Annotated in this window: 14 protein-coding genes and 1 pseudogene; 10 read left to right on the top strand and 5 right to left on the bottom strand. The window is 53.7% G+C overall.

The window, feature by feature from the left end; genetic code table 11:
- Nucleotides 1–63: 63 nt before the first annotated feature.
- On the top strand, nt 64–459 hold the full coding sequence (locus tag AC2FFB_RS09155) for a rhodanese-like domain-containing protein (RefSeq protein ID WP_109313327.1): 396 nt from the start codon (nt 64–66) through the stop codon (nt 457–459).
- A 59-nt stretch (nt 460–518) separates the two neighbouring features.
- Here the strand turns inward: AC2FFB_RS09155 and AC2FFB_RS09150 are convergent, their stop codons facing one another.
- Nucleotides 519–1,391, bottom strand: coding sequence for a LysR family transcriptional regulator (locus tag AC2FFB_RS09150; protein WP_496710123.1), 873 nt, complete (start codon nt 1,389–1,391; stop codon nt 519–521).
- Nucleotides 1,392–1,553: 162 nt separating this feature from the next.
- On the opposite strand from AC2FFB_RS09150, the gene AC2FFB_RS09145 reads away from it, so the two are divergent.
- Nucleotides 1,554–1,985: a GFA family protein gene (locus tag AC2FFB_RS09145; RefSeq protein WP_496874811.1), complete on the top strand. Its 432-nt coding sequence runs from the start codon at nt 1,554–1,556 to the stop codon at nt 1,983–1,985.
- A gap of 31 nt (nt 1,986–2,016) precedes the next feature.
- Nucleotides 2,017–2,211, top strand: a complete 195-nt coding sequence (locus AC2FFB_RS09140) for a DUF1059 domain-containing protein (protein ID WP_496689825.1) — start codon at nt 2,017–2,019, stop codon at nt 2,209–2,211.
- A 241-nt stretch (nt 2,212–2,452) separates the two neighbouring features.
- Here AC2FFB_RS09140 and AC2FFB_RS09135 read toward each other — a convergent pair whose 3' ends face one another.
- From AC2FFB_RS09135 to AC2FFB_RS09125, 3 genes are read right to left on the bottom strand one after another with little or no spacing between them, the layout of a single operon-like run.
- Complete coding sequence (locus AC2FFB_RS09135; protein WP_142639574.1) at nt 2,453–3,130, bottom strand: GntR family transcriptional regulator; 678 nt, start codon at nt 3,128–3,130, stop codon at nt 2,453–2,455.
- Entirely contained in the window at nt 3,127–4,158 is a 1,032-nt protein-coding gene (locus tag AC2FFB_RS09130; protein ID WP_142639572.1) for a Gfo/Idh/MocA family protein, read from the bottom strand. Before AC2FFB_RS09130 ends, AC2FFB_RS09135 begins: the two co-directional genes overlap by 4 nt.
- Nucleotides 4,155–5,243 (bottom strand): isocitrate/isopropylmalate dehydrogenase family protein, encoded by a 1,089-nt coding sequence (locus AC2FFB_RS09125; RefSeq protein WP_496694118.1) that lies wholly within the window; start codon nt 5,241–5,243, stop codon nt 4,155–4,157. Before AC2FFB_RS09125 ends, AC2FFB_RS09130 begins: the two co-directional genes overlap by 4 nt.
- Nucleotides 5,244–5,378: 135 nt before the next feature.
- Here AC2FFB_RS09125 and AC2FFB_RS09120 point away from each other — a divergent pair, with 135 nt between their 5' ends.
- From AC2FFB_RS09120 to otnC, 7 genes are read left to right on the top strand one after another with little or no spacing between them, the layout of a single operon-like run.
- On the top strand, nt 5,379–6,386 hold the full coding sequence (locus tag AC2FFB_RS09120; protein ID WP_496694119.1) for a Bug family tripartite tricarboxylate transporter substrate binding protein: 1,008 nt from the start codon (nt 5,379–5,381) through the stop codon (nt 6,384–6,386).
- 57 nt (nt 6,387–6,443) lie between these two features.
- Nucleotides 6,444–7,193: a hypothetical protein gene (locus tag AC2FFB_RS09115; RefSeq protein ID WP_281973682.1), complete on the top strand. Its 750-nt coding sequence runs from the start codon at nt 6,444–6,446 to the stop codon at nt 7,191–7,193.
- Nucleotides 7,194–7,197: 4 nt separating this feature from the next.
- Nucleotides 7,198–8,709, top strand: a complete 1,512-nt coding sequence (locus tag AC2FFB_RS09110) for a tripartite tricarboxylate transporter permease (protein ID WP_496874810.1) — start codon at nt 7,198–7,200, stop codon at nt 8,707–8,709.
- Nucleotides 8,709–8,996 carry a putative quinol monooxygenase gene (locus tag AC2FFB_RS09105; RefSeq protein ID WP_496694120.1) on the top strand — a complete coding sequence of 96 codons (288 nt, stop codon included), beginning with the start codon at nt 8,709–8,711 and terminating at the stop codon, nt 8,994–8,996. Before AC2FFB_RS09110 ends, AC2FFB_RS09105 begins: the two co-directional genes overlap by 1 nt.
- Nucleotides 8,993–9,790, top strand: a complete 798-nt coding sequence (locus AC2FFB_RS09100) for an N-acyl homoserine lactonase family protein (RefSeq protein WP_142639560.1) — start codon at nt 8,993–8,995, stop codon at nt 9,788–9,790. The genes AC2FFB_RS09105 and AC2FFB_RS09100 overlap by 4 nt, the downstream gene beginning before the upstream one ends.
- Nucleotides 9,787–11,064 carry a 3-oxo-tetronate kinase gene (otnK, locus tag AC2FFB_RS09095; RefSeq protein ID WP_271951899.1) on the top strand — a complete coding sequence of 426 codons (1,278 nt, stop codon included), beginning with the start codon at nt 9,787–9,789 and terminating at the stop codon, nt 11,062–11,064. Before AC2FFB_RS09100 ends, otnK begins: the two co-directional genes overlap by 4 nt.
- Complete coding sequence (otnC, locus tag AC2FFB_RS09090) at nt 11,061–11,702, top strand: 3-oxo-tetronate 4-phosphate decarboxylase (RefSeq protein WP_496689821.1); 642 nt, start codon at nt 11,061–11,063, stop codon at nt 11,700–11,702. The genes otnK and otnC overlap by 4 nt, the downstream gene beginning before the upstream one ends.
- Nucleotides 11,703–12,137: 435 nt before the next feature.
- On the opposite strand, the pseudogene AC2FFB_RS09085 reads toward otnC, so the two are convergent.
- Nucleotides 12,138–12,796 (bottom strand): annotated as a pseudogene (locus AC2FFB_RS09085) (transposase); the annotation flags it as partial.
- Between the last annotated feature and the right edge of the window lie 156 nt (nt 12,797–12,952).

Genomic DNA, 12,952 nt, shown 5'->3' with positions numbered 1-12,952 from the left:
TGCCGATTTGCGGTAAATCAGCCGCATGGTAGCATAGCGCAGGATTTGCAGTCGGGGGGCAATATGGTCTTAACATTCGCACAAATGGAAGCTCAGGAAATATCCAAAGCAAATCCGATTTCAGCAACTGACGCGCTGGCAGTACTGATCGAAGACCCCAACGCACTTGTAGTGGACGTGAGGGATAGCGCTGAAATGGCGGCTACAGGTATCAGCCCTAGAGCAATTCCGGCTCCTGGTCGCGCCGTCGCTTGGATGGCAGACCTTGAAAGTGAATACAGATCTCAAGAGTTACAGGATCGTGGAAGGCGAATTTTCACCACTTGTGGCGGAGCTCCAAGCTACCGAGGCGCGGCAGCGGCAAATGTATTGACAGCGATGGGTTTTCAAAACGTGCAGTTCATCGATGGAGGGATGGCGGCTCTGATCGCTGCTGGCTCCTCCACAGAGCAGCCTTAAGAAACGGCGAAACCAACGGTCTTGAGCAAACAGAGCAGGGGGGGGGAATTAGATACGTCTCAGCTTCCAGAGTTGTGTCTCGATACGACTTGCGACTGAGATATAAGCCAGTTGACGAACACCTTAGCCTCGGGACGCTGAAATTCTGCTTGAGTCTGGATGTAATAGACGCCGAAGAGTGGCTCAGAGAACAACTCAATCATCCGACCAGATGACAGATCGTCCTCAAAAAAAGCTCTGGCAGAATACGTGATACCGTCACCCCGGCGAACCGCAGTCATGATCAGGTTCCCAGGCATGTGATTTATGGTCAATGGCTCGGCAGGAACAACCCCGTGATAGGTGAACCAGTCAGCCGCCTCGTTTGTGCCTAGTTCCTGCAACCAGGGCAGTTTCGTTAAAGAGGCCGGGTCACGCAGATCTTGGCCTTCCACCAGTGAAGGTGCTCCGATCACGACCATGTCGGATACAAGGACAGTATCCTCTTCTTTTCTTGGCATGCGTCTATCGTGATACCGAATGGCGACATCGATACCACCTGGCTTTATCTGAACCAGTTCAGAAGTTGGGTTCAGCATCAAAGTGATCTCTGGATGTTGTTGTTGAAACTCTGCCATTCTCGGCAATAGCCACTCCACCGCGAATGCTGGTGACATGGTCACTTGAACGGGACGGTGTGCTGCATGTTCCGCCAGTCGTTCGACACCCCTTCCGATAATTTCAAAGCCGATACCCAGTTCACGTGAAAGAATGATGCCTGGCTCTGTCAATTCAATGCTGCGCCCACGTCTGGCAACGAGAGCTACACCCAAATGTCTTTCCAACGATTTCACCTGCTGGCTGACAGCCGCTTGGGTCACGTTCAAGCGTTCAGCCGCCACGGTGTAACTCCCTGCTTCCGCAACTGCTGAGAAAGCGCGCAAAGCGTTCATCGGGGGAAGGTGCAACCAATCCATACTGTAGATTTTCTAATGCTTGGTTAAACTATTTGAGTCGCATGATATCGGTTTTCTTGACAATATTCATATCGAAATCTGTTTATAAGCTCCAAGAAAAATAGGTATAGGCATCATCATGGATGTCAGCCTAGCCGCATGCCAGGAGATCTTCATACGATGGAAAAACTTCAAGGTGGATGCTACTGTGGTGCGGTTCGATATCAGATCGCGACACCACCTGTCTGGTCGGGACATTGCCATTGTCGTTCATGCCAAATGGCCCTTGGCGGCGCCTTTGTAACTTGGGCTAAGGTAGCCGCCGAAGACTTCGCCGTTATCAAAGGCGAAATCCAACACATTGAGAAAACTCCGGGTATTCGCCGCGGGTTTTGTCGGGACTGTGGAACGACGTTGACCTATGCCGCCCTAAATGAAATTGAGGGCCAAGACTGGAGCGCTGACGCTTGGTTTTCTGCTGTAACGTTGGACGACCCATCGATTGCGAAACCCAAGGCCCACGTCTTCGTGTCACATCAGCAGCCATGGATAAAACTCGACGACGGTCTGCCGACGTTTCTTGAGTTCTAACCAACTTTCCGAGCGCACGGAGGAGAAAGCGATGATCACTGCATACTCATATGCCTGCAAGGATTGCGAGGGCATGGAGGCCTGCCCAGGCAAAGTGGTTGCAGCGACTAAGGACGAAGTATGGAAACTCATGGAACTGCACGCGGTAGTCGCCCATGGAGAAGATCCTAGTTCGTGGGACGCCGATACTCGAGAATATCTGGAAACACTGATAAAGCCCGCGTGATCAAATAAATTAGGCTTCAAATTCCTGCGGATACGCGCCACAGTTCACATCGCCAGCAATTCCTGATGAATTGCGACCATTGCCCAGGTGTCGCGCGTGCAATACGCCACAAGATCAGCATATACCTTAGGGCTGCAGCCGGACGCACCTGCGGACTGCCGTTGAAGACAAGTATTCGGAGCGCCTTTAATGCCGAAAATAGGCAGTTATTTTAGGTGATTAACGACCGGATACGAGAAGATCAGAGGCTGTTGAGCCGATGCTTTTCGAGTATCCCGCAAAGCATAGCCTGTGCTTGCAGCCTGTGTTCTCGATGACGTTCACGGGCGGCATCTGGACGACCTTCACTGATCGCTTGAAAAACAACCCGGTGATCTTCATTAGATTTAACGGGCAGGGGCCTGATGAACAACGTCGTTGCGCGCGCGCGACGTACCTGGTCGCTCATCATGGCGACAATCGCTTCGACTCGTTTGTTGCCGCCTAACCGAACGAGCTCCTGGTGAAACAACTCGTCGGCCTCGGCCCAGGCTTCAAGGTCTTCGGCTTCGATGGCTTGGTCCATCTTTGCAATTGATCCGGCAAGTACCGCCAGTTCATCTTCGCAGTAGCCCGCTTCGGCAGCGCGCTGTGCTGCGAGACTCTCGAGTTCCGTTAGGATGTCGTAGATTTCGCGCATATCATCTGATGAAACAGGCAGTATCCGAACGCCCTTTCGGGGTCGCATTTCAAGCAACCCTTTACTTTCCAACATCAGCGCAGCTTCCCGTATCGGGGTGCGGGACATGCCAAGGGTTTCGGCGAGTTCCGATTCCAGATGATCAGTTCCGGCCGCAAGTTCGCCGGACAGGATCATCTGTCGCAAATCCCTGACAGCGCGTTGTGTATTAGAAAGAGTTTTTGCGTCCTGATCCTTCACGGGGTCTCCAGGTTGATTTTTCGTCCTTCCGCAGCTGAGAGATAGATATTCTCTTCAATGCGGATCACATCCAAATATTCTCGGGCCGTGTTTTCCAGCGGCGTGCCCCGTAGAAGGCCCGAAATGACGTGACTTTGCAAGGCGTGGACGCAGTCTCCTCCAAATCCATCATGATCGCTTGGAGGTAGAATCTGCTGTCGCTCCTGTTTTCCAAAACCGCGGAGTTCTACTGAACCATCGCCATTAAGAACCAGTGATCCTTCCGTTCCTTCGATGAGCGCTTCGCCCATGGTCTGACGCAGGTTTTTGGCGCTGTGGTCAAGGCATCTGTTGCCATCGAACAGAGCATTCAAACCGTTTGGGTGGTCAAACAGGATGAATCCTGCATCCTCGCCCGCGATAACGGGGTTAATTTGGCGCAAGTCCGCATAAACGGCGCTTGGCGCATCGAATAGAAACCGGAACGTGTCTACCCAGTGAACCGCTGTTTCATGAACCAGGAAACGCGGCATTTCCTGAAAGTACGGCTGCCGGTCTAGGTAGGCTCGTGGTCCCTGTCCGTCGCCGGGCCGAAGCCGGAAAGTAGCTTGGAGAGGTGTACCAATTCGACCCTCGGTCATCGCCACCTTGATCGCACGATACCAGGGCTGAAAGCGAAAATTCTCATGCACGACAATAGTTGCACCTACCGCCTCAGCCTCTGAAACAATCTTCTCAGCTTCATCCAGAGATAAGCAAAATGGCTTTTGGCAGATCAGCCACTTGATACCAAACCGCAATGCCGAGCGGATTGCCTCGGCCTGCGCCACAGGCGGAAGGATGATGTCCACGAGATCTGGTTTTTCCGCCTCCAACATTCTTGACAGATCATCGTAAGCGGCCAGTCCTGTTTCTTTCGCCTTGTTGATATCACGGTTGCAGGATGCAATCGGAACCGCACCGGGCATTCGGGACCAGCTTTCGTAGTGGAACCTGCTGAAATACCCCGCACCCACACACGCGACACTGATGGCTTGTTGAGTATTCATGCCCGCATTGCTTCCAATACCGATGCGGCGGCACCCTTCGTTCCGGCCGTTCCACCTAGGTCACGGGTCAGGTTCTGTCCGTTCGCCGTCACCTTTTCCACGGCTTCACGCAATCGTTCGCCGTCGCTGGACAGGTCTGGATGATCATGGGTGAACCCCAACCATTCAAGCATCATTGCTGCGGACAGGATCATCGCAAAAGGGTTTGCAATACCCTGTCCCGCAATGTCCGGGGCGGAACCATGGCAAGGTTGGAATACAGCGTGATTCAACCCGATATCCGCTGATGGCGCCAGTCCTAGACCACCCATGAGACCCGCACCAAGGTCTGAGAGGATGTCTCCGAACATGTTCTCAGTGACCAAAACGTCAAATTCCCAAGGCTTTTGAACCATCCATAGAGCGGTGGCATCAACATAGGCATGGTCAGCTTTCAAATCGGGATGGCGTGCGGCCTCCAAGTCAAAGATAGATCTGAAGAATGCAAAGGCCCTGAAAACATTGGCTTTGTCGACACATGTAACCCGTCCTTGGCCGCGACCGGATGCCTTGCGGTTCTTGGCGAGTTCAAACGCGAAACGGAACAGTTTTTCGGACACCTCACGAGTGATCAGCAGAGTTTCACGTGCTTCGTGTTCCGTAACTTCGCCAGCGCCTTGGGTGAAGAACAGTCCTTCTGTGCTTTCGCGTATCAAGACAAAGTCGATCTCTTTTCCGGGGGGCAGCGTCAAGGGGGTCATTTGTCCGCTGCTTACTTTTACAGGACGCACACCAGCGAAAAGTCCCAGTTGCTTTCGCAGATCAATTTGCGGTGAAATTTCGGTTCCGTCAGGATATCGCACATCCGGCAAACCCATTGCAGATAGCAGAATCGCGTCGGCGTTGCGTGCAGTTTCGAGTGACCCAGCCGGAAACGATTCTCCAGTTTTGGCGTAGTGGCCTGCGCCTGCTGGTGCGTCTGTAAACGCCAGTTCGTAGGAAGGACTGCCGCGCGAAAGCTGGCGCAGAATTTCAAGCGTAGGGGCCATGATTTCCGGGCCGATTCCGTCCCCTTGGAACACTGCCACATCATAATTTTTCTTCATCTTAGCCCGCTTCCTTCCCGTTTCGCATTCATAGCGCGATTTCAGCTCTCACTACAGTCCGTTGACAATGCATTCTTTAATGTATACGCAAATAAATGCAATAATAAACGCAAAGTTGTTTGGGAGGACTTGGAAATGAAACTAAAGCTAGGGCGGTTGGCGGCCGCAGCCGTGATGGCGACCGGGATTACAGGGGCAGCTGCTGCGCAGGATTATCCCTATCGTGATATCACCACAGCTGTGGTCTGGGGGGCCGGTGGTGGCACGGACACGATCAACCGAATGATCATGGCCGAGATGGAAAAACATCTTCCGGTCTCGATCAATGTGATCAATCAAACAGGTGGTGTCGCAGGCTCCAACGGTATGGTTTACGTGATGAACCAACCAGACGATGGCTATACATTGGTCGGTTTGTCAGAGTCGAACGTCACCGCTGCTGTGCAGGGTGGTTGGGATAAGAAATTTGATTTTTGGTATCCGTTCATTGTTGGTGGATCACCTGATCTGATCTCGGTCCCGGCGGACAGCCCTTACAATACTCTGGAAGAACTAGTCGACGCAGCGAAAGCAGCTCCTGGCACTATTCCTGCGGCGGCTTCCGGCGCAGGTTCGATCCACCACTTGAATCTTCTGGCAATCGAAAAAGGGGCCGGTGCAGAATTCAAGTTTGTTCCATACAAAGGCTCAGCGCCCGGTCAGGAAGCTGCGATAGCGGGCGAAGTCGCGTTGGTTGTGACGTCACTGGCTGAACAGGCTCCGTTGATTGAAGGCGGTCAACTTAAACCGCTCGCGATGTTGACGCCCGAAGATGCGCAGATTGCAGGGGCATCAGTGCCTTCTGCCTTTGGCATCTATGACGGTCTTGATCAGTATTTGCCGCTCAAACAGGCCATCGGGTTTGCAGTTCACAGTTCAGCCGGGGACGATGTAAAGGCCGCGCTTGGTGATGCCTTCGAGCAAGCTATTGCCTCCGACACCGTCGCCGAATGGGCCTCTGCAAACAATTATGATGTCGGTGGTCAACACGGTGAAGAAGCTCAAGAACTGTTTGCGAACCTCGAGGCTACTTTTGCCTATACCTTGCAAGACCTTGGCGCTGCCACAGTGGATCCGGCCTCGCTGGGTATCGAGCAGCCCTAATCCGATCAATTTTGAAGGGGCGCGCTTGATCGCGCCCTTTCCCTCAGGAGGCAGGCAATGGACAAACCTGACGAAACACTGGTCATGCGGTCGCGCGACTTTTGGGCAGCAATTGTTCTTATAACAGTGTCCGTCTTTTTTCTTTGGAAGACATCGGACATTCCACTTTGGGGCGAAAACCGCGCAGGTGTAAGTGGATCGGATTGGTACAACTCGGCTGCAATTGTACCGCTGTTCATCTTCGGTGGATTGCTTGGCTTGTCCTTCGTTTTGCTTGCTATTTCAATCCGCTCAGGTGGTGCCCAAAACGCGCTTAGTGCTTTGGGCATCGGATGGGATAAGTCGGAAGCCTATCGAGCTTCAACAATAGGCCTGATCCTTCTTGCATATGTCGTCGGACTGGTTCCCAGAGTGGACTTCATTCTGTGTTCTGGGTTGCTGATTACAGCTTTGACTTACGGCTACTACGGGGGTCATGCGCGGCGTGCTTTGGTGGCCTGTAGCGCGGTTGTCTCTGCCGGGCTATTTGCGTTTGCTGTTTTCCCCGCGCAGGCGGACTGGAACGCACTCAGTGATGATTGGTTTACACTGGCTCTATGGGTCTCGCTTACACTTTTGGTGTTGAGCAAGGCGGCTTCCGAACACGTTTTGCGGTTCGTTCCGTTGGTGGCAATACTTGCCCCGCTCATCCTCGTTTGTGCGATGGCCTTTGTTTTCCGACAGAACGTGCCCGCGCGCGGCGGGCTGATCTTCAAGCAAATCGAGTACCACTACTACGTGACGCTTCGTCCGCTATGGAAAGATTGACCGGATGGACTTTATCCTTTCGCAACTGGCTGGATTTGGGACCACATTCGTGGGCCTGGCAGTAGACCCGCTGACCTATCTGTATTTGATTGCATCCGTGTTCCTGGGTATAACGTTTGGCGCATTGCCCGGCCTGACCGCAACGCTGGCAGTGACGATCCTGACGGGTTTCTTCGGCAACAAGATCCCATTGGACTATTCGCTGATCGCTTTGCTCGGGGCCTATGTCGGCGCGATTTACGGTGGCTCTTATCCGTCAATCCTGCTGAACATTCCGGGCACGGCGGCCAGTGCGGCGACGGCCATGGATGGATACCCTCTGGCTAAAGCGGGTCGAGGGGGCGAAGCACTAGGGCTGACCACAACGGCCAGTTTCATTGGTACAGTTATCGGGACCATCACGCTTTTGATCTTTGTCTGGGCGTTGCTTTTGGTTTCAAAAAACATCGCAAGCCCGGAGAAAGCACTGCTGGCCCTGTTCGGCATTCTGCTTTCTGGCACTTTGATGAGCGAAGACCTGGTGATCAAGGGATGGATCGCCGGTCTGATCGGCCTTGCGATGTCCATGGTGGGGCTTGACCCTCTGTTGTCTGAACCGCGCTATACCTTCGGCTGGTCTTACTTGATGAGCGGGTTTCAGGTCGTGCCGGTTTTGATGGGGGCATTTGCCATTCCCCAAATCATCGACGGTTTAAGGCACGTTGAGGCCGGGAAAGCTCTGGCCCTGAAAGGTCGCATCCTTCCGAATCTACGCTCCATCCGACGCTACCTGCCCACCATTGGCCGGTCAGGGGTGATCGGGACAGGGGTAGGAGCACTTCCCGGCGTCGGCGAAGATGTCGCCGGTTGGGTCAGCTACGGTGTCGGTAAGACCGTATCTGCTGAGGGCGATAAGTTTGGAAAAGGGTCATTGGAAGGTCTGCTGTGCTCTGAAACGGCAAACAACGCCTGCATTGGGGGCGCACTAATCCCGCTTTTGGTGTTGGGCATTCCCGGTTCACCACCCGCCGCGGCTTTGATGGGGGCTTTCAAGATCAACAACGTGATCCCAGGTCCGACGATAGACCCCGAGATCATTCTGCGCGTGGTTGCAATACTTGTGTTGGCCTCCCTGACAATGTTCCTGATGGGCTTGTTCACTGCTCGGGTTTTCATCAGAATACTCGCCATCCCGCAGACTATCTTCTTGCCGGTTGTGATGGTTCTAACAACAATTGGGTCTTTCAGCGTCGGTGGTGGCATCAATGATCTTTACCTGATGCTTGGCGTCGGCGCCGTTGCCTATTTCATGAACCTGATGAAATACCCAATCGCGCCATTGGTTATCGGGGTTATTCTGGGCAGCCTGTTTGACGAAACCTTCCGCCGGTCGCTGTTCTTGTCGGACGGGGATCTTTCGGTCTTCTTTTCACGCCCGGGTGCGGCCATTCTGCTGGTGCTCAACATTAGCCTGATCCTCAGCCAACTGCCCGTTGCGAAGCGCGCTTTCTCACGTCTGAAAGGACTTTCCGTCTGATGTTTGTGGTTACTGTCACCTTCACTCTCAAGCCCGGTACGAGAGACATCTTTTTGCCGCTGATGGTCGAAAACGCTTCGACCTCTTTGTGTGAAGAAGCCGGATGCCAGCAGTTTGACGTTTGCCTCGGCGGCAATCCCGATACAGTTTTTCTCTATGAGGTTTATGATGACGGCGCTGCGTTCTCCGCCCACCTGGAAAGCGCGCATTTTCAGGCCTTCGATACGGCAGCGGCTGATATGATCGCTACCAAGGTAGTTCACCAGTACTCCGAGGTCATCCGATGAACGATTGGGAAATCCACGCCGTGAAATACGCGGATCGAAATGCGCGGACGCGAGCAGATAGTTTCATCATCGATGATAATCACAGCGCGCCTCATGCGATGGATTACTTCGTTTGGGTGCTCAAACGCGGCAACAAAGTCATTCTGGTCGATACTGGCTACGACTCCGATGAGGCCGCCGCCCGTGGTCGTCCCATTGCGATGGATCCTCGCGAGGCTCTGCGGCCCCTAGGCATTTCACCGGAAGCGGTAACCGAGGTTATCGTGACCCATCTTCATTATGATCACGCGGGGGGGCTGCATATGTTCCCGAACGCGAAGTTGCATATGCAATCGGCGGAGATGGCCTTCGCCACAGGCCCCTGCATGTGCCACGACCATCTGCGCGCACCTTTCACGGCTAGCCATATTTGCGAGGTCGTAAAGCGTCTCTATTCAGGGAACGTCGTGTTCTACGATGGAGAAGCCGAGATTATAGATGGGGTCACGGTGCACTGCATTGGTGGGCATTCGCGAGGGTTGCAATGCGTTCGCGTAAGGACGGAAGCCGGGTGGATGGTGCTCGCCTCTGATGCCTCGCATTACTATGAGAATTTCATGGCGCGCAAAGCCTTTCCCATTGTCGTCGACCTACAGGACATGATGGATGGTTTCGAGACACTCGAGAGGTTGGCCTCGCATCCTCGACTTATCGTGCCCGGCCATGATCCACTTGTGCGTGAGGTTTTTCCAGTCGGTGCAGCGCCGCATATCTATAGGCTAGACCCAGGGCCGACGAGGGACATCGAACTATGAAAATAGGTGTCATAGCGGATGATTTTACTGGTGCGAGTGATATTGCGAACACCTTGGCGAAGGGCATGGAGCCAGAAGGTGGGATACGAACCGCGCAGTTTCCGGGTGTTCCTAATATCCCGGTCGACGAAGAGATCGAAGCGGGTGTGATCTCACTCAAAAGCCGCACTGCACCGGTTGAAGAAGCCATTGCAGACAGTCTGAGTGCTTTGCGGTGGCTCGCGGATCAAGGATGCCAGCAGTTCATCTTCAAGTATTGTTCGACCTTCGATTCCACGACGGAAGGAAATATCGGCCCAGTTGCGAAAGCGCTTGCCGACGAGCTGGACGCGCAAAAGGTGGTTTTCTGCCCGGCCTTTCCGACAACCGGGCGCACCGTCTATCACGGTCACCTATTTGTGCAAGGTAAGCTGTTGCACGAGTCGGGGATGGAAAATCACCCTCTTACTCCGATGACGGATGCTAACATCAGGCGATGGTTGCAGTATCAGACCCAAGAAGCGGTCGGGTTGGTGTCAATTGACGCCGTGGAGCAAGGATCAGAGGCGATTGCTGATGCTTTGCAGAAGGCCGGCGAACGATTTGTAATTGGCGATGCGATTTCGGATGAAGATTTGTTGGCCTGGGGAGAAGCTCTAAAGGATGCCAAGCTCATTACTGGGGGATCGGGTATAGCACTGGGACTACCAAGAAACTTCCTGAGAGAGACTTCATCCAAAAGTGCTGGCACTGTGTTCACTGGTATCGCAGGGCCTGCCGCGATCCTTGCGGGTTCTTGTTCAGGTGCGACCCGCAGGCAGATTGAAATTCACGCGAAGTCCCATCCGACTTTCGCAATTGATGTTTCGGGTGTTATGTTCGGGGATGTGACCACGCAAACGCTTCTGGATTTCTTTGAAGAGCATTCGGGTCAGGCGCCGCTCGCGTATTCATCGGGGAGCCCGGATGATGTGCGTGCGATCCAAGGTCAGTTTGGTCAGGAAGCCGTAGCGGAAAAGCTGGACAATCTCTTTGAAGATACCGCGCGAGAACTTGTCCAAAAGGGCTACAAGCGGTTGGTTGTAGCTGGAGGTGAGACGTCGGGAGCTGTCGCCCAGGCTGTCTCTGAGGCACTGGGGTCACCGGCTATGTCAATCGGGCCAGAGATTGACCCGGGCGTACCTGTCCTGAGCGTTGGAAAAACTGAACCCATTGCAATGGCTTTGAAATCCGGCAACTTTGGCGCTCCAGATTTCTTCTCGAAGGCACTGAGAATGATGGAGGCAGGCAAATGAGTTCTGAAGAACAGGCACTGCGACGGCAGATGTCCGAGCTGTGCGCCTCGCTGTTTGTGCGTGGCTTTTCCGTTGGCACCGCGGGCAATGTCTCTGCGCGTTTACCGGACGGGATTCTCATGACGCCAACGAATTCGACTTTGGGCAATGTTGACCCCGAGCGAATTGCCAAGATTGATTTGGATGGCAACCACCTGTCCGGTGACAAGCCGACCAAGGAGATCTTTCTGCACCAAGCCTTCTATGAGACGCGACCTGAAGTGGGCGCCGTGGTTCATCTGCACTCGACCTGGGCGACCGCGCTGTCGTGTCTGGAAGACACCGATCCCAATGACTGTATTCCGCCGCTTACACCATACGTGGTCATGCGCGTAGGCACGGTTAAACTGGTTCCATACATTAAGCCGGGTGATCCAAAATCCGGTGATTTGATCCGCGAACTGGGCGGCAAGTATAGTGCTGTTCTGCTGGCCAACCACGGTCCCGTCGTATCAGGAGAGGATCTCTTTTCAGCGGTCTGTGCAGCGGAAGAGTTGGAAGAAACAGCCAAGCTGCTCGTGGCACTGCAGGGTATGCGAACCCGGATGTTGGATGTAGAACAAGTCGCAGAACTCAAAGAGGCTTTCGGAAGGATGTAGTTGGACACAGATAGGGAGAGTGTGCAAACTTTTGGGTAAATCGTGCAAAATTATGCGCAAATACCACGCAAAGTTATGGGCAAGAACATCTGAATTTAATGATTGAAATCAATAGCAGAAGCGCAGCGTTATGCGCGTCCCTACAATTTTTTTTGTGCGCCCATAGCTTTGCAACTCGTCCAAAACCTTGGGCGCATTAACCTACAACTTTTTTGGTTTGAGGTTCGATATCTTCGGGTCTCATTCTTGGCTGGTTTCGCAGCATAGTCGTAGTACCGGGGAAGATTTTCGGATAGCCGCTACTAGCCCGAAGCGGACATCCAAAACTAGTCTTTGCAGTTTCCGAGATGCAGACTTTTCTGCCGTTCGTGGCAATCTGCCGAACTGGTGTTTCCGGCCCTTACCGGACATTCACCCTTCTATCGGAATGGTGCAGCGCGGCCCGTCGAAGCGAACAGCCAACTCACGCGGGGAAAGCTCACTTTCCTTCAGGGCCAGATCCCTGATCTTCTCGCGCACTGGCGTGGGAATGCGGTTCCAGACCCGTGACGGCCGGGGGCAGCGGTCTTCAAGCGCCTCAGGACCACCGGAAAGATATTGGTCGTACCAGCGTTAGAATGTAGTCATCGGGATACCCAGCTTTTCCAAAGTGCGTTTGGTCGGCAGATGGGATTGTTCGACCAGCTGGATGATCTCCAGCTTCTCAGATGCGGGGTATCTCATTCGTCGTCGTCCCCATCCGCGATCATGCTTTTTTTGAGAAGCCGCAGCTCAAGGGCCTGTTCAACAACAACCTCCTTCAGATCGCGCGCCTCACGGCGCAGATCCTTGACCTCGGTTGATGTCGCAGCACGTGCCGTGTCGCCAGCCAAACGTTTCTTTCCGGCTTCCGGGAACTCCTTGGACCAGCTGAAATACAGGCTCTGAGCAATGCCTTCGCGACGACATAGCTCTGCAATGCTGTCCTCGCCCTTCAGGCCATCCAGAACGACCCTGAACTTCTCTTCGGCAGAATACTGTTTGTGCGTCGCGCGGCGGATGTCTTTAACAACCTTCTCGCCGTGGCTCTGCTTGGTTCCGGGTTTCTTTCCCATCTCCACTCCTTGGCGGTTACGATGAGCCAGAAACCCTCTCTTATCAAATCAACCTAAACTGTCCCATTGGCGCTGACGTCAGACACTCAGTTAAGTACGCTAAAGAGTGCTGCGTTGAGTGCCCTGATCTTGCTTTTCTTGCCGGTGGCAGAAAAA

It is taken from the genome of Ruegeria sp. YTSA219 (assembly GCF_059609985.1).
Note: the sequence above shows the minus strand (reverse complement) of the source record. Positions and strands in the feature narration are given on the sequence as shown.